General features: G+C 67.1%; 17 protein-coding genes. 6 read left to right on the forward strand and 11 right to left on the reverse strand.

The features are described from left to right. A partial coding sequence (locus tag V7672_RS06700) for a M10 family metallopeptidase C-terminal domain-containing protein (RefSeq protein ID WP_335623826.1) occupies nt 1-2,624 on the reverse strand: 2,624 nt, incomplete at its 3' end. A 181-nt stretch (nt 2,625-2,805) separates the two neighbouring features. Here V7672_RS06700 and argB point away from each other — a divergent pair. The 5 genes from argB to V7672_RS06725 all read left to right on the forward strand — a co-directional run bounded on the left by argB (nt 2,806) and on the right by V7672_RS06725 (nt 7,474). Next, complete coding sequence (argB, locus tag V7672_RS06705) at nt 2,806-3,732, forward strand: acetylglutamate kinase (RefSeq protein WP_442889007.1); 927 nt, start codon at nt 2,806-2,808, stop codon at nt 3,730-3,732. After that, nucleotides 3,729-4,391 (forward strand): pyrimidine 5'-nucleotidase, encoded by a 663-nt coding sequence (locus V7672_RS06710; RefSeq protein ID WP_335623827.1) that lies wholly within the window; start codon nt 3,729-3,731, stop codon nt 4,389-4,391. Before argB ends, V7672_RS06710 begins: the two co-directional genes overlap by 4 nt. Then, nucleotides 4,388-5,248 (forward strand): 2,3,4,5-tetrahydropyridine-2,6-dicarboxylate N-succinyltransferase, encoded by an 861-nt coding sequence (gene dapD, locus V7672_RS06715; protein ID WP_335623828.1) that lies wholly within the window; start codon nt 4,388-4,390, stop codon nt 5,246-5,248. The genes V7672_RS06710 and dapD overlap by 4 nt, the downstream gene beginning before the upstream one ends. Before the next feature lie 97 nt (nt 5,249-5,345). Beyond that, complete coding sequence (locus tag V7672_RS06720) at nt 5,346-6,575, forward strand: NAD-dependent epimerase/dehydratase family protein (protein WP_123286306.1); 1,230 nt, start codon at nt 5,346-5,348, stop codon at nt 6,573-6,575. Between the two features lie 14 nt (nt 6,576-6,589). After that, nucleotides 6,590-7,474, forward strand: coding sequence for an NAD-dependent epimerase/dehydratase family protein (locus V7672_RS06725; RefSeq protein ID WP_335623829.1), 885 nt, complete (start codon nt 6,590-6,592; stop codon nt 7,472-7,474). A 441-nt stretch (nt 7,475-7,915) separates the two neighbouring features. Here V7672_RS06725 and V7672_RS06730 read toward each other — a convergent pair whose 3' ends face one another. From V7672_RS06730 to pheS, 6 genes are all read right to left on the reverse strand, one after another. Continuing rightward, entirely contained in the window at nt 7,916-8,245 is a 330-nt protein-coding gene (locus V7672_RS06730) for a hypothetical protein (protein ID WP_335623830.1), read from the reverse strand. A gap of 926 nt (nt 8,246-9,171) precedes the next feature. Continuing rightward, nucleotides 9,172-9,807, reverse strand: a complete 636-nt coding sequence (locus V7672_RS06735) for a DUF1134 domain-containing protein (protein WP_335623831.1) — start codon at nt 9,805-9,807, stop codon at nt 9,172-9,174. Nucleotides 9,808-9,894: 87 nt separating this feature from the next. Beyond that, the gene (locus V7672_RS06740; protein WP_335623832.1) at nt 9,895-10,260 is read right to left on the reverse strand and encodes a hypothetical protein; all 366 of its coding nucleotides are present in this window, start codon (nt 10,258-10,260) and stop codon (nt 9,895-9,897) included. Between the two features lie 76 nt (nt 10,261-10,336). Next, a complete protein-coding gene (gene pheT / locus V7672_RS06745) occupies nt 10,337-12,736 on the reverse strand; it encodes a phenylalanine--tRNA ligase subunit beta (protein WP_335623833.1) in 2,400 nt (799 codons plus the stop codon). Beyond that, complete coding sequence (locus tag V7672_RS06750; RefSeq protein ID WP_335623834.1) at nt 12,733-13,146, reverse strand: hypothetical protein; 414 nt, start codon at nt 13,144-13,146, stop codon at nt 12,733-12,735. The genes pheT and V7672_RS06750 overlap by 4 nt, the downstream gene beginning before the upstream one ends. Next, nucleotides 13,146-14,222 (reverse strand): phenylalanine--tRNA ligase subunit alpha, encoded by a 1,077-nt coding sequence (gene pheS, locus V7672_RS06755; RefSeq protein ID WP_335623835.1) that lies wholly within the window; start codon nt 14,220-14,222, stop codon nt 13,146-13,148. The genes V7672_RS06750 and pheS overlap by 1 nt, the downstream gene beginning before the upstream one ends. A gap of 222 nt (nt 14,223-14,444) precedes the next feature. Between pheS and V7672_RS06760 the strand changes: the two genes are divergently transcribed. After that, nucleotides 14,445-16,043, forward strand: a complete 1,599-nt coding sequence (locus V7672_RS06760; RefSeq protein ID WP_335623836.1) for a response regulator — start codon at nt 14,445-14,447, stop codon at nt 16,041-16,043. Here the strand turns inward: V7672_RS06760 and V7672_RS06765 are convergent. From V7672_RS06765 to V7672_RS06780, 4 genes are all read right to left on the reverse strand, one after another. Beyond that, nucleotides 16,026-16,247: a dodecin family protein gene (locus V7672_RS06765; RefSeq protein ID WP_335623837.1), complete on the reverse strand. Its 222-nt coding sequence runs from the start codon at nt 16,245-16,247 to the stop codon at nt 16,026-16,028. The two genes, V7672_RS06760 and V7672_RS06765, sit on opposite strands and share 18 nt — an antisense overlap. 155 nt (nt 16,248-16,402) lie before the next feature. Next, nucleotides 16,403-16,756, reverse strand: a complete 354-nt coding sequence (gene rplT / locus V7672_RS06770; protein WP_322260206.1) for a 50S ribosomal protein L20 — start codon at nt 16,754-16,756, stop codon at nt 16,403-16,405. A 114-nt stretch (nt 16,757-16,870) separates the two neighbouring features. After that, nucleotides 16,871-17,068 carry a 50S ribosomal protein L35 gene (rpmI, locus tag V7672_RS06775; protein ID WP_335623838.1) on the reverse strand — a complete coding sequence of 66 codons (198 nt, stop codon included), beginning with the start codon at nt 17,066-17,068 and terminating at the stop codon, nt 16,871-16,873. 160 nt (nt 17,069-17,228) lie between these two features. Beyond that, on the reverse strand, nt 17,229-19,181 hold the full coding sequence (locus V7672_RS06780; RefSeq protein ID WP_335623839.1) for an alpha/beta hydrolase family protein: 1,953 nt from the start codon (nt 19,179-19,181) through the stop codon (nt 17,229-17,231). Nucleotides 19,182-19,237: the final 56 nt, after the last annotated feature.

A 19,237-nucleotide genomic window follows, 5' to 3' on the forward strand; every position in this document is an offset into this window, starting at 1 on the left:
AGCAGGTTGTCGCCGGTGTTGCCGGTGATGACATTGTCCAGCGCATTGCCGACGCCGAAGCCATTGCCCGCCGCCGCGGCCAGCGTCAGCGCCTCGATGTTGTCGTAGAGGTAGAAGCCCGTCGACGCGATGATGGTGTCGTAGCCCTCACCGGCCATCTCGAAGACGAGGTCGTTCTGGCCGCTGACGGTGAAGGTGTCATTGCCCGTGCCGCCGTACATCTGGTCGGGGCCGGTGCTGCCGAACAGCTGGTCGTCACCCGCGCCGCCGTCCAGGATGGAGCCCTGCAGGGTCGGTGCCACCGGCGGGGCGCTGGGGACCGACACATGCAGCGTATAGGTGCCCCCCGCGGGCGGCGGGTTGGTGGTCAGGGATGCCCCGCCGCCACTGGCCCACTGCGACACCTGAATGTAATAGGTGCCCGCTTGGGGAAAGCCGAAGGTCAATCCCGAATCCGTGGTGGGCCCATCGGAGGGATCAGCGTCGTCGTTCGTGGCCAGGACCGTGCCCGAGGCGTCCATCAGACGCAGGACCGTGTCAAAACTGGCGGAGTCGATGTCAAAGGTAACCTGTTCACCCGCCGTGACCGTGACCGCGTAATATTCCAGCCCGCCATGGGACGTGGCCCGCACGGTCGCATGCGGGATGATCGTCGAGTTGGCGATGGCCGAATTCTCCTCGACGTCGAAGGCGCCCGCCAGCGAGACCGCCGTGGCGATGCTGTTGTTTACGGTTGCGGAGCCCTTGACGATGTCGGGGGCGGCCTCTGTCGCCGGGGTTCCGGCATACAGCCGGTCGTTGCCGCCGCCGCCGTTGATGGTGTCGATGCCGCCACCCCCGCGGATCACATCATTGCCCGACCCGCCGGTCAGGTTGTCCGAGAAGGCCGAGCCGATGACCTCCTCGATGCTGATCAGGGTGTCATTGCCCGCCGCCCCGGTGACCGCGGTGCCGTTCATGGTGATGCCGCCGATCGCGGTCGCATAGCTGGCGATGTCATAGCCATTGCCGCCGTTCAGCGTGTCAGTGCCCTGGCCGCCGATCAGGGTGTCATTGCCCTCACCGCCGTTCAGGATGTCATTGCCGAAGCCGCCGTCCAGGGTGTCGTTGCCGCCCAGGCCGTTGATCGTGTCATTCCCACCCAGGCCGCCGATCGCATCAGCGAGGGCAGAGCCGTTGATGGTCTCATTGGTGATGTCGCCGGCCACCACCAGACCGCCGGTCGGGGCGGCGGCGATGGTCTGATCGGCGAACTGCAGGAATTCGACATTGGTGATGGTGTCGGTGCCGTCCGGGCCGACCACGGTGCCGATCTGGCCGTTCCAGGTGATGGTGTAGGCGCTGCGGTTGCCCGAGAAGACCACAGTGTCGATGCCCAGACCGCCGTCGATCTGGTCATTGCCGCCGTTGCCGCGCAGGCTGTTGTTGCCCGAATTGCCGCGGATCTGGTCGGCGCCCGATCCGCCGATAGCGTTCTCGATCACCGCACCAAGGGCAATGGAGACATTGCCGATAAAGTTGCCCACGTTCGAGAAGGCGGCCTGGCGCAGGTCGATCAGCTGGTTCTGGCTATAGCCCGAGAAGTCAAAGGTATCAGTCCCGCCCGCGTCCCAGACAGCGAAGATCATGTTGCCATTCACGTCGGGGGTGAACCACGGCTGGCCGGCGTTGGAGTTGAAACCATAGACGGTGTCGCCGGTGCGGGTCGTCATATTGGCGCCGTACAGGCGCTGGGCGGCGGCGATGTCATCCATTAGCGGCACGGCCGAATACCGGAAGAAGAAGTCGCCGCCGGTCCTCGTTTCGCTGAAATAGCTCATCAGCGAATACTGGCGGCTGTCCTCGAAATAGGTCGCATGGGCTTCATAGGTGATGCTGACGCCGGCGCTCGCATTGTAGGCGGCGGGGTGGCTCAGGCCGATGGCATGGCCGATCTCGTGGGTCAGCACCTGATAGCCATAGGCGTTGAGCACCGGCGTGGAGTTGTAGCCAAAGCTGTCGTTGATCCACACATCGCCCTGGGCCGCGCCGGTCGCCGCATTGCCGGGCAGATAGGCGAACGCCGCCGCCCCATCGGCGCCCGTATTGTAGTTGCCGAACAGGATGGTGGCATTGTTCGAATAGTCGCTGCCCGGGTCGGTGACCTGCTGGAAGGTGATGCCGGCCACATCGGCCCAGGACTGCAGGGCCAGCAGGGTGGCCGTGATCTGGGCCTGGTTGAATTGCGAGAAGCCCCCCGTCTCGTTGGGCATGGTCCCTGGCTGCGTCGCCCGGAACGCGAAGGTCACGGTCACATTCTGCCCCAGGCCTGCCGCCCACGACAGACCCGTGCGGGTGATCTGGGCACCCGCGTCGGTCGTGCTCAGCGAAGGCTTGCCGTTGTCGCCGAAAGCGCCCCGGTCGTCGCCGTTCAGGTAGCCCGACAGCCCACCGCCCGTGTCACCCGCGTCGATCGCGCCGTGGAACCGTCCGCAGCCGCCGCACAGACCGTAGCTGGAGATGGCGCCGAAGGTCGAATAGGCGTCGCTTTCGGTGCTGTCCTCAACGAAACGGCCCGAACCGCCAGTGCCGCCGTAGACCGAAAGCGCGGTCGCCTGACGACCGGTGAACAGGGAGTCGAACATTGGGAAAGTCCCTCGCGTGAATATCCAGCAGGCACCCTACTGCAGGAATCCCGGACGACAAGCGTTACAGGAGCGGCGCCGGTCAACTGACGGTGAACGGGGCGCGCGGGCCACACGAGGCGCGCGAGCCTGTACGCCCCCGCTTCCGTTCCCGGCCGATCCGATCTAGTGAGCCCGCACCATGGATGAGATCGAACGCCAATCCGAAGACCGCGCCTGGACCACGGCCAAGACCCTGGCCGAGGCCCTGCCCTATATCCAGAATTACGACCGCCAGACCGTCGTCATCAAATATGGCGGCCACGCCATGGGCGAGACGGCCGTCGCCAAACAGTTCGCGGCCGACATCGTGCTGCTCAAGCTGATGGGGGTGAACCCGGTCGTGGTCCACGGCGGCGGCCCCCAGATCAGCGCCATGCTGGACAAGGCGGGCGTGAAGTCCAGCTTCGTCGACGGCCTGCGCGTCACCGACGCCGATACCATGCAGGTCGCCGAAATGGTCCTGTCCGGCGCGGTCAACAAGGAGATCGCCCACTGGATCACCGTCGCCGGCAAACAGGCCGATGTGCGCGGCGTCGGCCTGTCGGGCAAGGACGCCGGCCTGCTGACCGTCGAGCGCACCCGCCGCACCAAACGCGACCCCGACAGCCTGATCGAACAGGAGGTCGACCTCGGCTTTGTCGGCGAACCGACCCGCGTCGACGCCAAGCTGATCACCCGGCTGATCGAATCCGATGCCGACTGGGTGCCGGTCGTCGCCCCGATCGGCGTGGCCGAGGACGGACTGACCTATAACGTCAATGCCGACACGGTCGCCGGCGCCATCGCCGGCGCCCTCAACGCCAAACGCATGCTGCTGCTGACCGATGTCGAGGGGGTCAAGGGCAAGGACGGCCAGATCATCCGCCAGATGACCCTCGCCGAGGCCGAGGCCCTGATCGCCGACGGCACCGCCTCGGGCGGCATGATCCCCAAGCTGCAGACCGCCATGGCCGCCATTCGCGCGGGGGTCGAGGCCGTGGTCATCCTCGACGGGCGCCGCCCGCACGCCATGCTGGTCGAGCTGTTCACCGAACACGGCGCCGGCACCCTGGTGCGGGCCAAATGAGCGTCGACCTCCACCGCGCCCGTGTCTGGATCTTCGACATGGACGACACCCTGTATCCGCGGGAACAGGGCGTCATGCGGCTGGTGCAGGAGCGGATCAACACCTTCATGATGGCCGCGGTCGGCCTGCCCCGCGACGAAGCCCACGTCCTGCAAAAGCAGTTCCTGAACGAGCACGGCACCACCCTGGCCGGCCTGATGGCCAACTATGCCGTCGACCCCGAGGCCTTCCTGACCGAGGTCCACGATGTGCCGCTGGATTCGCTGGAGCCCAATCCGGATCTGGACGCGGTGCTGCGCCGCCTGCCCGGGCGCCGCTTCGTCCTGACCAACGGCGCCCGCTATCACGCCGCCCGCGTGCTGGAGCGCATCGGCATCACCGGTGCCTTCGAGGGCGTGTTCGCCATCGAGGACATGGATCTGGTGCCCAAGCCGGCCCCCGCCACCTTCCGGCGGTTCATGGCCGCCCACGCCATTGAGCCCGAGGGCGCCGTCTTCTTCGAGGACACACCCCGCAACCTCGCCCCGGCCAAGGCGCTGGGCATGACCACGGTGCTGGTCGGCGACGGCCATGGCCATGAGATCGGCGACTGGGTCGATCACCATACCCACGACCTGCTCGAATTCCTGACCGAAACTGCCCTCAAGGAGGCCGCATGAGCGACCCCGCCCACTTCAAGTCCGTGATCGAACAGGCGTGGGAGGACCGCGCCTCGGTCTCCACCGCCACCACCGGCGAGATCCGCGACGCCGTCGACTATGCCCTGGCCGGTCTCGACGACGGGTCCCTGCGCGTCGCCTCGCGCGAGGCGGACGGCGCCTGGACGACGCATCAGTGGCTGAAGAAGGCCGTGCTGCTGTCCTTCCGCCTCAACCCCAATGTCCGCACGGGCCTGGCCACCAACGCCGGTGCCGGCACTCCCGACTCCAGCCCGGGGCCTTACTGGGACAAGGTGCCGGTCAAATGGACCGGCTGGACCGATGCGCGCTTCGAGGCGGCCGGCTTCCGCGCCGTGCCCGGGGCGGTCGCCCGTCACGGGTCCTTCATCGGCCGCGACGTCGTCCTGATGCCCAGCTTCGTCAACATCGGCGCCCGGGTCGAGGAGGGCACCATGGTCGACACCTGGGCCACCGTCGGCAGCTGCGCCCAGATCGGCCGGAATGTGCACCTGTCGGGCGGCGCCGGCATCGGCGGCGTTCTGGAGCCCCTGCAGGCCAATCCCACCATCATCGAGGACGGCTGTTTCATCGGAGCCCGCGCCGAGGTCGCCGAGGGCGTCATCGTCCGCGAGGGCGCGGTCCTGGCCATGGGCGTCTATCTGTCGGGCTCGACGAAGATCGTCGATCGCGCCACCGGCGAGGTCTTCCGCGGCGAGGTCCCGGCCTTCAGCGTCGTGGTTCCCGGCACCCTGCCCGACCCGAACGGCGGCCCCGGCCTCTACTGCACCGTGATCGTCAAACGGGTCGATGCCCAGACCCGGGCCAAGACCGGCGTCAACGAACTGTTGCGCGCCTGAGCCGTTCCGCACACGCCTTCGGGCTTGGGATCACCGTCCCCTTGCTTTAGTCAGGTCACCGCGGACCCGGTCCGCGATTGCAGGAGTATATATGTCGATGCGAGTTCTGGTTCTCGGGGGCGATGGTTTTTGCGGCTGGCCCACGGCCTTGCACCTGTCGGCCCGCGGCTGGGATGTGACGATCGTCGACAATCTGTCGCGCCGGAACATCGACAATGAGCTGGAGGTCTCGTCCCTGACCCCCATCCGCTCGATGGGCGAACGGATCGAGGCCTGGAAGGCCGTCTCCGGCAAGGACATCGGCTTCGTCAATATGACGGTCGGCAAGGAGTTCGACCGGCTGGTCGCGCTGATCAAGGACTTCGCGCCCGACAGCGTCGTCCACTTCGCCGAACAGCGCGCCGCGCCCTATTCGATGAAGTCGGCCCGGCACAAGCTCTACACCGTCGACAACAATCTGAACGCCACCAACCATTTGCTGGCCGCCATCGTCGAAAGCGGGCTGGACGTTCACCTCGCCCACCTCGGCACCATGGGCGTCTATGGCTATACGACCGCCGGCCTGCGCATCCCCGAAGGCTATCTGAAGGTCACGGTGGAGACCGACTTCGGCCCGGCCGAGCAGGAAATCCTGTTCCCGCCGAACCCCGGCTCCATCTACCACATGACCAAGACCCAGGACGCCCTGCTGTTCCAGTTCTACGCCAAGAACGACGGCGTCCGGATCACCGACCTGCACCAGGGCATCGTCTGGGGCACCCAGACCGAGGAAACCCGCCAGGACGAGCGCCTGATCAACCGCTTCGACTATGACGGCGACTACGGCACGGTTCTGAATCGCTTCCTGATGCAGGCCGCCGTCGGCTATCCGCTGACCGTGCACGGCACCGGCGGCCAGACCCGCGCCTTCATCCACATCCAGGACACGGTCCGCTGCGTCGAGCTGGCGCTCAACAACCCGCCCAAGACCGGCGACCGGGTCAAGATCCTCAACCAGATGACCGAGAGCCGCCGGGTCCGCGACCTGGCCCTGACCGTCGCCGAAATGGCCGGGGCCGAGGTCCAGAACGTCCCCAATCCGCGTCAGGAAGCCGACGAGAACGAACTGGTCGTCGCCAATGACCAGTTCCGCGATCTGGGCCTCAAGCCCATCACCCTCGCCCACGGCCTGATGGAAGAGGTGACCGAGATCGCCCGTCGCTATGCCGACCGGGCCGACACCTCCAAGATCGCCTGTGTCTCCAGCTGGAATGCCCGCCGGGCCGAGGCGCTCAAGACCGAGCCCGTGGTCTCGGCCACCGCCGCCGCCCATCTGCGCACGGCCTGATCCGACCGGCTGCCGTGACCGCATCCCGTCCCCGCGAGACCCCGTCGATCCTGATCTTCGGCGGCGGCTGGCTGGGACAGGCTGTCGGCCGTGACGTCCTGGCCCGGGGCGGCACCGCCTGGCTGACCTCGCGCGCGGCGGAGACCCGCGACCAGCTGACCGCCGGCGGCTTCCATGCCGTCGATCCCGCCGACCCTGAGGCCCTCAAGGCCGCCGTGGCCGGGGTGCAGGCCCTGCTGGTCACCGCCCCGCCCGAGCCCACCGGCTGCCCGGGGCTCAAGGCCCTGATCCCGGCCCTGTCGGCCTCGGGCGCCTGGCCCGACTGGATCGGCTATATCTCGTCCAGCGCCGTCTATGGCGACCGCGCCGGCGCCTGGGCCTTCGAGGACGAACCCCTTCACGCCTCCAGCCTGACCGGCGCCCGTCGCGTGCGGGCCGAGGCCGAATGGCTGGAAGCCGGCCAGAGCATGGGCCTGACCGTCCAGGTCTTCCGCCTGCCCGCCCTCTACGGTCCCGGCCGGTCCCCGGTCGACAAGCTGCGCGACGGCAGCGCCCGTCTGGTGCGCAAGCCCGGTCAGGTGTTCAACCGCATCCATGTCGACGACGTCGTCTCCGGGCTGGCCGCCTCCATGGCCCGCCCCCACCCCGGCCGCGCCTACACCCTCTGCGATGACCAGCCCTCGCCCGCCGACGAGGTCATCGAATGGGCCGCCCGCCGCATGGGCCTGCCCCTGCCGCCCGAGGTCGACTGGACCGACCCTTCCGTCTCCGAGGGCATGCGCCGCTTCTACCTCGACTCCAAACGCCTCTCGAACGCCCGCGCCAAGGCCGAACTGGGCTGGCGCCCCCGCTACCCGAGCTATCGCGAGGGCATTGAGGCATTGCTGCAGCTGGAGTGACGTCCTCCGCGCAAAGCGGACTCTCCGAGGGTCTGCCAGGGGTGGGAAGCGGACATTGACACCGAGAGCGGGCCTATGTTGTCTGACCCCATGTTGCCGCCCTTCATCATTCTTGTATGCGGCCTTGTATGCGGCTTGGTGGTGGCGGTTGCGCCTCGCTTCCTTATCGCCCGTGCAGAGGCGGCTCGTCTCCGGAGGCTGGAGGATATCGAACAGGGCGCGCCGGAGGACTACTTTGAGCAGCGGCGGGCGTTGACCTCCTACACTCTCTCCCGACGGTCCGTGAGGTTGTGGCGAATTCTTGGGGCAGTCGCTGCTGTTGGGTCAGCCGCACTGTTGCTACGTTCCGGCCTGACGGGATAGCGGCGCAAATATGCCACTGCGAATGTCCGCTACGGGTCGAAAGCGGACGGTCGCCTGGGGTTGAGGCACTGACATTGGTCATTCATCAGAGGCCCAGGGCATATCCTTGTCGAATCCGCTGAGCGCAAATCTGCCATCCGGATAGTTCGTCTCGAACCATGCCTTGCCGGCGCTGAAGAAGCACCCGCGGTAGCCTGCGGGATGGAGGCTCCCCTCGCCCCTTCGGGATATCTCCCGCCAATCGGCCAGTGTCGGCAACCGCTCGGCCTGGGGTCCCACGTCCTTGATGCGGAACGAAAGCGTTCTGCCGCCCTCGGTGAGGGTGACGACGTCTGCATAGAAGTCGAGGGGCACCGGCTCGTCCGAGCGTTCCAGATGGCGGGCAAGGCGGTCGAAATAGGCCGCCACGGCACCTTCCGGCAACTCCCCACCACAATACTCGCGGTGCGGCTCGTCAGCGAGTTCCTCCCGGCCTGGCTGCTCGCCGCTGGGTCCGTCGCGATCGCACGAGGCAACAAGCAACGCCACACCCACGCATGTGGCCAGACATGTCCTATGTCCGATCGTCCGCCGTCGCTGTTCATCTCGTTGCATGTCGGATCATTGAACACGGAGGGAAGGTCCGCAACGGGTCGCAAGTGATCCTGACCGTCGACCCGGAGATCAGAACGGGCAGACCCGGCCTATTCCTCCCCCTAGGGGGAGGGGGACCATGCGCAGCATGGTGGAGGGGGCAGCGCCGTCGTCGGCCAAGGCTTACGCGGATCCACCGTCCTGGCCCCCTCCACCGCTTCGCGGTTCCCCTCCCCCGAGGGGGGGATGAATGCTGACCCAATGCCTTCAGCCATGATGGCTGGCCGAAAATTCCCCAGCCCTTTCAACACCCTCACCGTTTCCCGGACCGTTCTGCCCGACCCGGTCCAGCCATGTCCCACACTCCTCCCGTCCCGTCGCACGGAGGGCTCGTAAGGCCTGCGACCTTGTGAGCGGCGGGAGCGGATGGAGCGGGGTTGGAGGGGCCTCAAGCAGCGAGCGACCGCGTCGCGAGCGATAGGCCTACTTTCAAACACCCCCATCACCGCCTCCGGGTGCGTGAGGGGGGCAAGGGTCGAGGGGGATACTCGGCCGTTCCGGGACGGGGCGCAGGCCCTGCCCGCCCGCCGGGGGCGCTGCGGTAAGGCGATAACACCGCCACCCGACGCAAGCTTCCGGAAAACCACCGCGCGGAGCGTCAGCCTTCGTCGAAACGGTAAACTCTAGCTCATCCGGGCGAAGGCCCGGCGCTCCGCCTGCCCTCCACCCCGCCGCTCCTGCGGACGGGGCCTCTGGCGTGCCTAGAACGGCAGCAGGTTCCGCTGGCGGCTGTAGGCCATGGTGCCGACATTGGCGCCAAGGCGCAGGCCGACGCCGGTGCGCACGGGGGCCAGGATGATGCCGTCGGCCTGCTGGTAGTTCACGCCGAGGCCGCCGATCAGATAGGCCGAGCCCTCGACCCCCGGATAGCGGCGATAGATCATGTCGGGATAGTAGAGCCCATAGACCAGGGTGAAGACGCGGCTGGCATTGCCGCCCACGTCCCAGCCGATGGAGATGCCCTGCCAGAAGATTTCCTGCGAGGCGCTGAGGTCCTTCATATGCAGCGCCCCGCGTCCGTAGCGCACGCCCACGCCCAGCGCGCCCGCGCCCTCCTCGCCCGCGATATAGGCGGTCGGGCGATCACCCTGATCGGCAAAGATGCGCTCGATGGCACCGCCCATGGCCTCTGCGGCGATGCCCAGCTCGCGCGAGCCGGCGGCCACCAGTTCGTCGGCCGTATAGGCGGGCGCATCCTGGTCCGAGCGGATCGGATAGTTGGGGCCCGTCTGTGTCTGTGCCTGCCCCGGCTGGGAGGTGGCACAGCCCGACAGCGATCCGGCCGCCAGCGGCGTGGCGGCGGCAAGGCCGGTCATGATCAGCTTGCGACGGTCCATGGCAAATCTCCTCAGGCAGCGACAGGGGCGCACCCTGTCGTGGCATTGAGTCAGACTTGCGGCGGCAAGGTTAACGGGACATTGCCGTCAGCCGTAGCACTGGAAGTCGATGTTCGAGGGGACCAGCGACGGCGACAGGTAGATGAACTGGCTGGTCTCGCCGGCGGACAGGCTGAAGGGGCTTTTCAGGCCGCTGTTCCACGTGACCGTGGCCTCCATGGATCGCGAGGAGCTGTTGCGGACCCTCAGGTAGCCCTGATTGTTGACCACGCCATACTCCGCCAGACCGCCGCACGCCCGGTCGCCGAAATATTCGCTGTCGTGCTGGTCATCGTAATAGTAGCCCTGCTCGGCCGCCATCTGGTCCGACAGCATCATCATGGTGGTCATCGCCTCCGCGCACCCGCCCAGCAGGGCGCACGCGGCGATGGCCGCAAAGACCTGTGTTTTCATGACAATCCCCCGATTCCTTACCCGAACACTGTTCGTAGAAACCGGAGGTCGTCAACAGGAATTTCAAGCCCGTGGCCTACTGGCGCAGCGCGGCGCCCAGCTTTTGCGCCGCTGCCACAATCTTCGCCGACAGGGCCTCGATCTCGGCCTCGGTCAGGGTCGCCTGATCGGGCTGGACCGTCACCTCCAGCGCCACCGACTTGAAGCCCGGCTCGACGCCCTTGCCGCGATAGACGTCGAACACCGCGACCTCGGTGATCCGCGCCTTGTCGGCACCCTGCACCGCCCGGACCAGATCGCCCGCCGGCACCCGGTCCTCGACCACAAAGGCAAAGTCGCGGCTGAGGGGCATCAGGGCCGACAGATTGGCCGGGCCGCGCGACTTGGTCTTGGCGCCGCGCGGCTCGGGCAGGGCCTCCAGGATCAGCTCGAAGCCCAGCATGGGCCCTTCGGCGTCCAGCGTTTTCAGCGTGGCCGGATGCAGGGCACCGAACTGGGCGATGAGGGCCTTGGGTCCCAGTTGCACCCGCGCCGAACGGCCCGGATGCCACCATCCGTCGGTGGGGCTGCGCTCGGGGTCCTGCACCGTCTGCAGGCCGGCGGGCGCGCCCAGCAGGGTGAGCAGCCGCATCAGATCCCCCTTCAGCTGGAACAGCGGGTCTTCGCCCGCGCCGCTCCAGTGGCGGGCCGTGTGGGGGGCGACCACGACCGTGATGGCCGTCCGCTGACCGGTCGGGCTGTCGTCGCGATAGACGGGCCCGATCTCGAACAGGGCCACATCGGGGTGGCCCCGGTCGGCATTGCGCGCCGCCGCCTGGATCAGGTTCGGCAGGATCGAGGGCCGCATACAGTCCAGCCCCTGGGCGATCGGGTTCTCGACCAGCAGCCGGTCGTCCCCGCCGCCAAAGGCCCGGGCGATATCCTGGCTGGTGAAGGACCAGGTGACCGCCTCGGCATAGCCCAGGGCGGCCAGCGCCCGGCGGGCCCGGCGCACCCGGGCCTGCAGCGGCGACAGCAGGCCGGCGCTGGGCGCGCCCAGACTCGGCAGGGGAGTGGACGGCAGGGCGTCATAGCCGACGATCCGCGCCACCTCCTCGATCAGGTCGGCCGGGCTATGGGCATCGGCGCGCCAGCTGGGCGGGGTCACGGTCCAGGGCTGGCCCGTCTCGACGGCAAAGCCGAGCGCCGTCAGCACCTCGGCGGAGCGCTCGGGGCTGACGTCGAGCCCGGTCAGCCGCCCGACGCGGGCCGGGTCAAAGGCGAAGGCCTCCGGGGCGGCCGGGACCTCGCCCGCAACCACGACCTCGGACGGCTCACCGCCGCACAGGTCGAGGATCATTTGCGTGGCCAGCTCGATCCCGGGCACCACAGTGCCGGGGTCGACCCGGCGGGCAAAACGGTACTGGGCGTCCGAGCTGATGCCCAGCGTCCGCCCGGTCTGGGCCGTCGCCAGCGGGTCGAACCAGGCGCTCTCGACGAAGACGTCGGTCGTGGCGTCCGAGCAGCCGGTCCTCTCGCCGCCCATGACGCCGCCAAGGCCGATGGCCCGCCCGCCCTCGTCATCGGCGATGACGCAGATGTCGGGGGCGGCCGTATAGGTCTTGCCGTCCAGTGCGGCGACGGTCTCGCCGTCGGTCCCGCCCCGGGCGACCACGGTCCGGCCCTTCAGGCTGGCAAGGTCATAGACGTGCAGCGGCCGGGCCCGGTCGTAGGCGATCAGATTGGTGACATCGACCAGCCGGTTGATGGACCTCAGGCCAATGGCCGCCAGCCGACGCTGCAGCCACTCGGGCGACGGGCCGTTGGTCACGCCCCGGATCACCCGTCCGGCAAAGACCGGGCACAGGCCGGGGGCCTCCAGCCGGATCGACACCGGGCTGGGGAATCGGCCCGCGACGGGCGTGATGGCAGGGGTCTTCAGCCGGCCCAGACCGGCGGCGGCCAGATCGCGGGCGATGCCGTCCACGCCCAGCCAGTCGGGGCGGTTGGGGGTGACCTCGAAGTCGATGACCGGCTCGGCCCCGAAGACCTCGGCTGCGGGCGTGCCGACCGCGAGGTCTGCGGGCAGGTCGAGGATGCCCTCGCTGTCACCCGGCAGCTCCAGCTCGGCGGCCGAGCACAGCATGCCGTTCGACACCACGCCGCGCACCGGCTTCTCGACCAGGGTCACGCCGAGGCCCGGCACAAAGGCGCCGATGGGGGCATAGATGGTGACCAGCCCCGCCCGCGCGTTCGGCGCGCCGCAGACGATCTCCCGGGGCCCATCCACGGTCTCGACCTGACAGACCTGCAGCCGGTCGGCATTGGGGTGGCGCTCGGCCGAGACGATCCGGGCAACGGTGAAGGGCGCCAGCGCCGCGGTCGGGTCGGTGACGTCCTCGACCTCCAGCCCGGCCATGGTCATGGCCTCGGCCACGCCCGCTGCGTCCGCCGTCGTGTCCAGGTGATCCTTCAGCCAGGAGAGGGTGAACTTCATGCCGTCGGCGACCCGAGCGCCTGGATAAGATGATCGATGAAGTCGGGGCCGCCGGTGAAGCCGACGCCGAAGAACCGGCATTTCTCGAAGGTGGTGTCCCGCACGGCGATCGCGCCGACCACCTTCCGGGGGCCGACCGGGCGCAGCAGAAGATTGCGGATATCGCCCTGGGCGTCGCCGAGGTCGCATCCGTCGAAGCGCACACCGCCGGCGGCCAGAAGGACGGCCGGCCCCTCGATCACGCAGTTCCGGAACGTGCGCCCCTCGATCGCCTGCCCCCCGGCGGCGACGATCTGCCGATAGACGAAGAACAGCGGCACGGTCAGGTTCTCATAGACGGTGCGTTGGGCCAGATCGTCGGGGATGGCGACGACCTTGCGCTCGTCGACGGTTTTGAGGTTGAGGGTCATCAGGAAAGTCCGCTTGCGGGGTTGGGTGCGGCGAAGGCCGAGAAGCCGTAGTGGGACAGCCAGCGGCTGTCGGCCTCGAACATGGGGCGCAGGTCGGGGATGCCGTACTTCAGCATGGCCAGGCGGTCGACGCCCATGCCGAAGGCAAAGCCCTGATACTCATCGGGGTCGATGCCGCAGGTACGCAGCACATTGGGATGCACCATCCCGCAGCCCAGAATCTCCATCCAGCTGTCGCCCTCATTCAGCTTCAGCACGCCGCCCGAGCGGTCGCAGCGGATGTCCATCTCGGCCGAGGGCTCGGTGAAGGGGAAGTGGTGCGGCCGGAAGCGCGCATCGATCCCCTCGACCTCGAAGAAGCGGGCGACGAAGGTCTCCAGCGTCCACTTGAGGTGCCCCATGTGGATGTCGCGGTCGATCACCAGACCCTCGACCTGATGGAACATCGGCGTGTGGGTCGCGTCCGAGTCCTTCCGGAAGGTCCGGCCCGGCGCGATGATCCGGATCGGCGGCGTCGTCGACATCATGGTGCGGATCTGCACCGGACTGGTGTGGGTGCGCAGAACCTTGCGCTCGCCCGTTTCCGGACCGGGCTTCAGGAAGAAGGTGTCGTGCATCTCCCGCGCCGGGTGCTTCGGCGGAAAGTTCAGGGCCGTGAAATTGTGGAAGTCGTCCTCGATGTCCGGACCTTCGGCCACCGAGAAGCCCATGTCGGCGAACAGGGCGACCATCTCGTCCATGACCTGAAGCGTCGGATGCACGCTGCCGGACCGGGCCGGACGAGGCGGCAGGGTCAGGTCCAGATGCTCGGACTTGAGCCGGGCTTCCATTTCGGCGGCCTCCAGCTCGGCCTTGCGGGCGGCGAGGGCGGCCGCCACCCGGTCGCGCAGGCCATTGATGCGCGGCCCCTCGGTGCGGCGCTCATCCGGGCTCATGGCGCCCAGGCCCTTGAGCAGGCCGGAGATCGAGCCGGCCTTGCCGAGGGCGGAGACGCGAAGGTCCTCGAGGGCCTGCACACCCTCGGCCGCGCCGATGGCGTTGATCAGGTCCAGTTCCAGTTGGTTCAGGTCTGTCATGACGCCCGTCGTCTAGCGAGACGAAAGCCGTTCGTCACCCCGAAAGGCACCGGCGACGCCGTCCGGGGCTTTCGGCAGGCCCCGCCCGATCGGGCCCGATCCGTCGAATACGTCCGTATTCGGATTTATCTCTATGATTTCGTTGTAAAATCTTCGAATTTGAAAAAGCCATCCTTAAGGGATTGCTGCCAAGGCTGCGCCCCGAAGTCAGGAGCGTTCTGTATGGCCCGGATCAGGGACTATCGCGTCATCGCCGAGCCGGTCGGGCCCGACGTCCTCGGGTCGGACGTGTTCGAGCGCTTCCGGACCGAGCCCAACGCCCTGGCCATCGGCGTGGTCGATGAGGACGGGCGACCCGTCGGTCTGATCGAACGCCATGCCTTTACCCTGAAGATGGCTGCCGAGTTCGGCCGCGCCCTCTATGCCCGCAGGCCGGTCTCGGCCCTCATGGATGCAAGCCCCATGGTCTTCGATGGCGCGATGGACGCCGCGACCCTGTTCCAGAGTCTCGACGATTCCGAGCTGGGCGGTCTGCTGGGCGGCTTCATCATCACCGAGAACGGCCGGTACAGTGGCGTCGGCTCCGGAGTGCAGGTGCTACAGGCCGCCAGCGCCCTGGCTCGCCGAAGAGCCGACGAGATGGCGGCCCTGGCCCGGGACCTGAGCCGGGCCGAAGCCGAGGCGCGGGCGTCCAGCCGTGCCAAGTCCGAGTTTCTGGCTGTGATGAGCCACGAGATCCGGACCCCTCTCAACGGGGTCCTGGGCGTCGCCGCCCTGATGGAGCGAAAGCTGACCCAGGAGGATCTCAGGCCACACGTCCGCACCATCCTCGATTCCGGACAGAGCCTGCTGCGCCTTCTGACCGATGCGCTCGACATGTCGCGGGCCGACGCTGGCATCCTGACACTGGAACCGGCGCCGATGAGACTGTCCGCCCTGGCGGGGGATCTTATGGCCCTTTGGCGGGCGCGCGCCGAGGAGAAGGCGCTTGTCCTGGAGGTCAGGTGCGAGACCTCAGGGCACGACTGGGTTCAGTGCGATGAATTACGGCTCAAGCAGCTGTTGAACAATCTGATCGGAAACGCCCTGAAATTCACCCCGTCCGGACAGGTCCGGGTCTGGCTGAAGGGCACAGAATCCGGTGGTCGGACCCGGATCGAGGGTTCTGTCGAGGACAGCGGCCCCGGCATTCCGGCGGACAGGATCGAGCAGGTGTTCCAGCCCTTCAATACCGGGGAGGCGGGACGCGAGGGTGCCGGCGCCGGTCTGGGACTGGCGATCTGTCGTCAAATTGTGGAGCGGATGGGCGGCTCCATCTCGGCCGGGACATCGGCGTTCGGGGGCGCCCGGTTCAGCTTTGACTTCGTGCTGGAGGCCGCAGCGTCCGGCGACCGGATCGCCGGGGAGACCCGCCCCGAACCGACGCCGCACGATACCCTGCACGTCCTTGTGGCGGATGATCACCCCACCAACCGGTTCCTGGCCGGCAAGCTGCTGGAAATGTTCGGTTGCAGCTTTGAGGCGGTGGAGAACGGCGCCGAGGCGGTCGCGGCGGTCAGCGCCCGCGCCTTCGATCTGGTCCTGATGGACATCAAGATGCCGGTCATGGACGGCGTCGAGGCGACGCGCGCCATCCGCGCGCTGGGCGACGGCAGGCGCTTCATCCCGGTGCTGGCCCTGACCGCCAATGCCGACGACGCGGACGCGCGTCAGTATCTGGCCGCCGGCATGAATGCCGTTGTCTCCAAGCCCATACAGCCCGACGTCCTGCTGGATGCCATCCGCCGGGCCATGAGCGAGCCCTTAAGCCACGCGGCCTGAACCGTCCTTCAGCACGAAGGTGATCTTCAGATTGACGCGGTATTCGGTGATCTGGCCGCCGTCAACGACGACCTTCTGCTCCTGGACCCAGGCGCCGCGCACCTGATCCAGCGTCTCATCAGCCCGGGCAATGCCCTTCTTGATGGCATCCTCGAAGCTGACGGTCGAGGACGAGGTGATTTCGGTAACGCGGGCGACGGACATGGGAGAACTCCTGTTGCGGTGTCCCCCTCAAACGGCAGGGCCCGGCCCCGGTTGCATCCAGCGTGGCCGGGCGGCCCGTGGCGCCCTTCGGACATGAAAACGCCCGCCGTCCCGAGGGGGAGGCGGGCGCTGTCAGATCGTCAGGCTTGACGGGTTCAGGCCAGGGCGGCGCGAACCTTGTCAGCCACGGCCTTGAAGCCGGCTTCGTCAGCAGCCATCGCGGCCAGGACCTTGCGGTCCATTTCGATGCCGGCCTTCGACAGGCCGTGCATGAACTGCGAATAGGTGAAGCCTTCCAGACGGGCAGCGGCGTTGATGCGCTGGATCCACAGGGCGCGGAAGTTGCGCTTCTTGGTGCGGCGGTCGCGGTAGGCGTACTGGCCGGCGCGATCGACGGCGGCCTTGGCGGTGCGGATGGTGTTCTTGCGACGGCCGTAGAAACCCTTGGCCTGTTTCAGAACCTTCTTGTGCTTGGCGTGCGAGACGACGCCTCTTTTGACGCGAGCCATTCTATATCTTCCTTCGGAAGGGCCCTAGCGCGCGCGACGCGGTCGCTTGCTGCTTGAGGGCCGCTGTTCAAATTCGTTCGATGCGATGAAGTCAGTCGGTCTGTGCGGCTACGCTCAGGCGTAGGGCATGTAGGACTTGATCTTCTTGGCGTCGGCGTCGGCCATGACCTGGGTGCCGCGGTTCTGGCGGATGTACTTGGAGTTATGGCTGATCAAGCGGTGACGCTTGCCTGCCACACCGGCCTTGACCTTGCCGCTCGCAGTGAATTTGAAGCGCTTTTTGGCGCCCGACTTCGTCTTCAGTTTCGGCATTTTCCATTCCTTTGTCGGCGACCGGTCTTCGGACTGAAAGTCCGGAGGGTGGACGCACTGGGTTCTGGAACCGCCCAGGCATGCCTGTTCGCCCGGCGGTTCGGTACGCGAAGGCGCGCGTCATACGGCAAGGCCCCGCCGAACGCAAGGGCACGAGTCCTCAGTCCGGAGGGTTGTGTTCGAGCAGGAAGGCGACGGTGGCTTCCAGCATCGCCAGTCGCGTCGGGGCGTAAGAGGCCCAGTGATCCTCACCCTCCAGGATGATCAACTGCGTCTCCTTTCCGGCCGATCGCAGGGCGCGGTCCATGATCTGGCTCTGGTTGAGCGGAACAACCGTGTCATCTCGACCGTGAATCAGCAGAATCGGCCCTTGGATGGAACCGACGTTGCGTGCCGGCGACAACTCCTGAAGGATGGAATCCCGGCGACTGTCCGCCCCCATGAAACGGGCCCAGTACCGGATGACAGGGTTTTGAGAGGTCGTGCCACTGCCCCTCTGTCGGGCTTCGGCTTCCAGCATGGCCGGCAGGTCAGACACGCCGGCAATGGATACAGCACAGCGATACACCCCCGGTTCGGTGACCATGCCCTGCAGCGCCGCATAGCCGCCGTAGCTGGCTCCGACGATGCAGACGCGTTCGGCGTCGACCATGCCCTCTTCGACCAGGTGTTTGACCCCATCGGACAGGTCGGTCTGCATCTTGCGGCCCCACTCGCCATAACCGGCCTGGAGATGGGCCTCGCCAAAGCCGTCTGACCCCCGGAACTGCGGTTGGAAGACCGCATAGCCGCGCGACGCCAGGGCCTGGGCGCGCCAGTTGAACTCCAGATAGTCGCGCGAAGCCGGACCACCGTGCGGCATAACCACCAGCGGCAGATCCTTCAGCTCACGTCCCGGCGGCAGGGTCAGATAACCCATCAGATCCATGCCATCGGCGGCCTTGTAGTTGATGATGAAGATCGGGCCGATCGCATCAACCGGAACATTCGGATAGGAGCGCCCGACCACCGAAACGGACCGCGCCGCGCCGTTGTAGAGGAAGTATGTGCCCGAATCCGAGACGCCATCGGAATGCACCACAACGGTCTGGAAGTCGTCGCTGAACGACTCCAGGGTGAGACGGCGCCCTGAAAGGCCCTGGGTCATGACGGTCCAGCCCGCTTCCAGATCCGGCTCGAAGAAGGTGTAGCTGGCGTCGTCGCCGTAGGTCCCCATGGCTACCAGTCGATCGTACCGGTCATAGAAGGGTCCGGAGGGCGCATCGGGCATTCGCGTCGTCTTGACTGTTTCGCCCGTTTTCAGACTGATCTCGACCAGATTGACGTCCTGACCTTCGGTCACCGAAATCATGGCGTGATCGCGGTCATGACCAAAGCCCCAGACCCCGGGCCCATCGAGAAGGCTGACGGTTTCATAGATCGTCCGCCAACCGCCGGAGCCGTCCGGGGTCGCAAGACGGAACCGGGTCGAGTCTTCCGAGCGGGCAATGCGCGCAGCGACACTGCCGTCCGGGCGGATCAGATATCCCGAGGCGTCCTGTTGACCCGTCGCGACCCGGCGGCCGCGGCCATTGTCCAGATCCACACGATAGACATCATAGGTCCAGGGCGACCCCTCGCTCGTTACAGCCTCGACATAGATGGTGGGCTCGCCGCGGTACTCCCCCCGCGTCAGGCCATAGATTGCATTGACCACGCTGCGGTCTGCGGATCGCAGGGCCCGCGCAACATTCTGGGTGCGGGCATTGACGATATCGAGTTGGGGCTGATGACTGATCCCCACAGTCAGTCGGGTTTCAAGCACGAGGGACCAGATGCCGACATGGTCCGGGGACAGCCACTGCAACCCCGTAAACCGTCGATCACTGACATCCACAGTGACCAGGACGTCACCGGCCGTTGACTGGACGACGACGACCGACCGCTCACCCTCGCGACGCAGATAGGCCAGACGGGTACCATCGTCCGAGACGGTGACGCTGCTGATGGCGGGCAGGGACGCCCAGGCGTCCAGCGGCACGTCCTGGGGCCGAACCTGGGCCTGGGCAGGCGCCGCGATCAGGGCCGAAAGCCAAACCAAGGCGCCGATAAAGACAGTCAGATGTCTGTGCATATATGCCTCCCCGCAATCCCTGCTGCGCGACAGCATAGCCGCAGGTGAACCCGCAC

Source organism: Brevundimonas sp. (assembly GCF_036963785.1).
Lineage (GTDB): Bacteria > Pseudomonadota > Alphaproteobacteria > Caulobacterales > Caulobacteraceae > Brevundimonas.

Coding starts and splice junctions, on each gene's coding strand:
- argB (WP_442889007.1), top strand. CDS start 2,806: ATGGATGAGATCGAACGCCAATCCGAAGACCGCGCCTGGACCACGGCC.
- V7672_RS06710 (WP_335623827.1), top strand. CDS start 3,729: ATGAGCGTCGACCTCCACCGCGCCCGTGTCTGGATCTTCGACATGGAC.
- dapD (WP_335623828.1), top strand. CDS start 4,388: ATGAGCGACCCCGCCCACTTCAAGTCCGTGATCGAACAGGCGTGGGAG.
- V7672_RS06720 (WP_123286306.1), top strand. CDS start 5,346: ATGCGAGTTCTGGTTCTCGGGGGCGATGGTTTTTGCGGCTGGCCCACG.
- V7672_RS06735 (WP_335623831.1), bottom strand. CDS start 9,807: ATGGACCGTCGCAAGCTGATCATGACCGGCCTTGCCGCCGCCACGCCG.
- V7672_RS06740 (WP_335623832.1), bottom strand. CDS start 10,260: ATGAAAACACAGGTCTTTGCGGCCATCGCCGCGTGCGCCCTGCTGGGC.
- pheT (WP_335623833.1), bottom strand. CDS start 12,736: ATGAAGTTCACCCTCTCCTGGCTGAAGGATCACCTGGACACGACGGCG.
- V7672_RS06750 (WP_335623834.1), bottom strand. CDS start 13,146: ATGACCCTCAACCTCAAAACCGTCGACGAGCGCAAGGTCGTCGCCATC.
- pheS (WP_335623835.1), bottom strand. CDS start 14,222: ATGACAGACCTGAACCAACTGGAACTGGACCTGATCAACGCCATCGGC.
- V7672_RS06760 (WP_335623836.1), top strand. CDS start 14,445: ATGGCCCGGATCAGGGACTATCGCGTCATCGCCGAGCCGGTCGGGCCC.
- V7672_RS06765 (WP_335623837.1), bottom strand. CDS start 16,247: ATGTCCGTCGCCCGCGTTACCGAAATCACCTCGTCCTCGACCGTCAGC.
- rplT (WP_322260206.1), bottom strand. CDS start 16,756: ATGGCTCGCGTCAAAAGAGGCGTCGTCTCGCACGCCAAGCACAAGAAG.
- rpmI (WP_335623838.1), bottom strand. CDS start 17,068: ATGCCGAAACTGAAGACGAAGTCGGGCGCCAAAAAGCGCTTCAAATTC.
- V7672_RS06780 (WP_335623839.1), bottom strand. CDS start 19,181: ATGCACAGACATCTGACTGTCTTTATCGGCGCCTTGGTTTGGCTTTCG.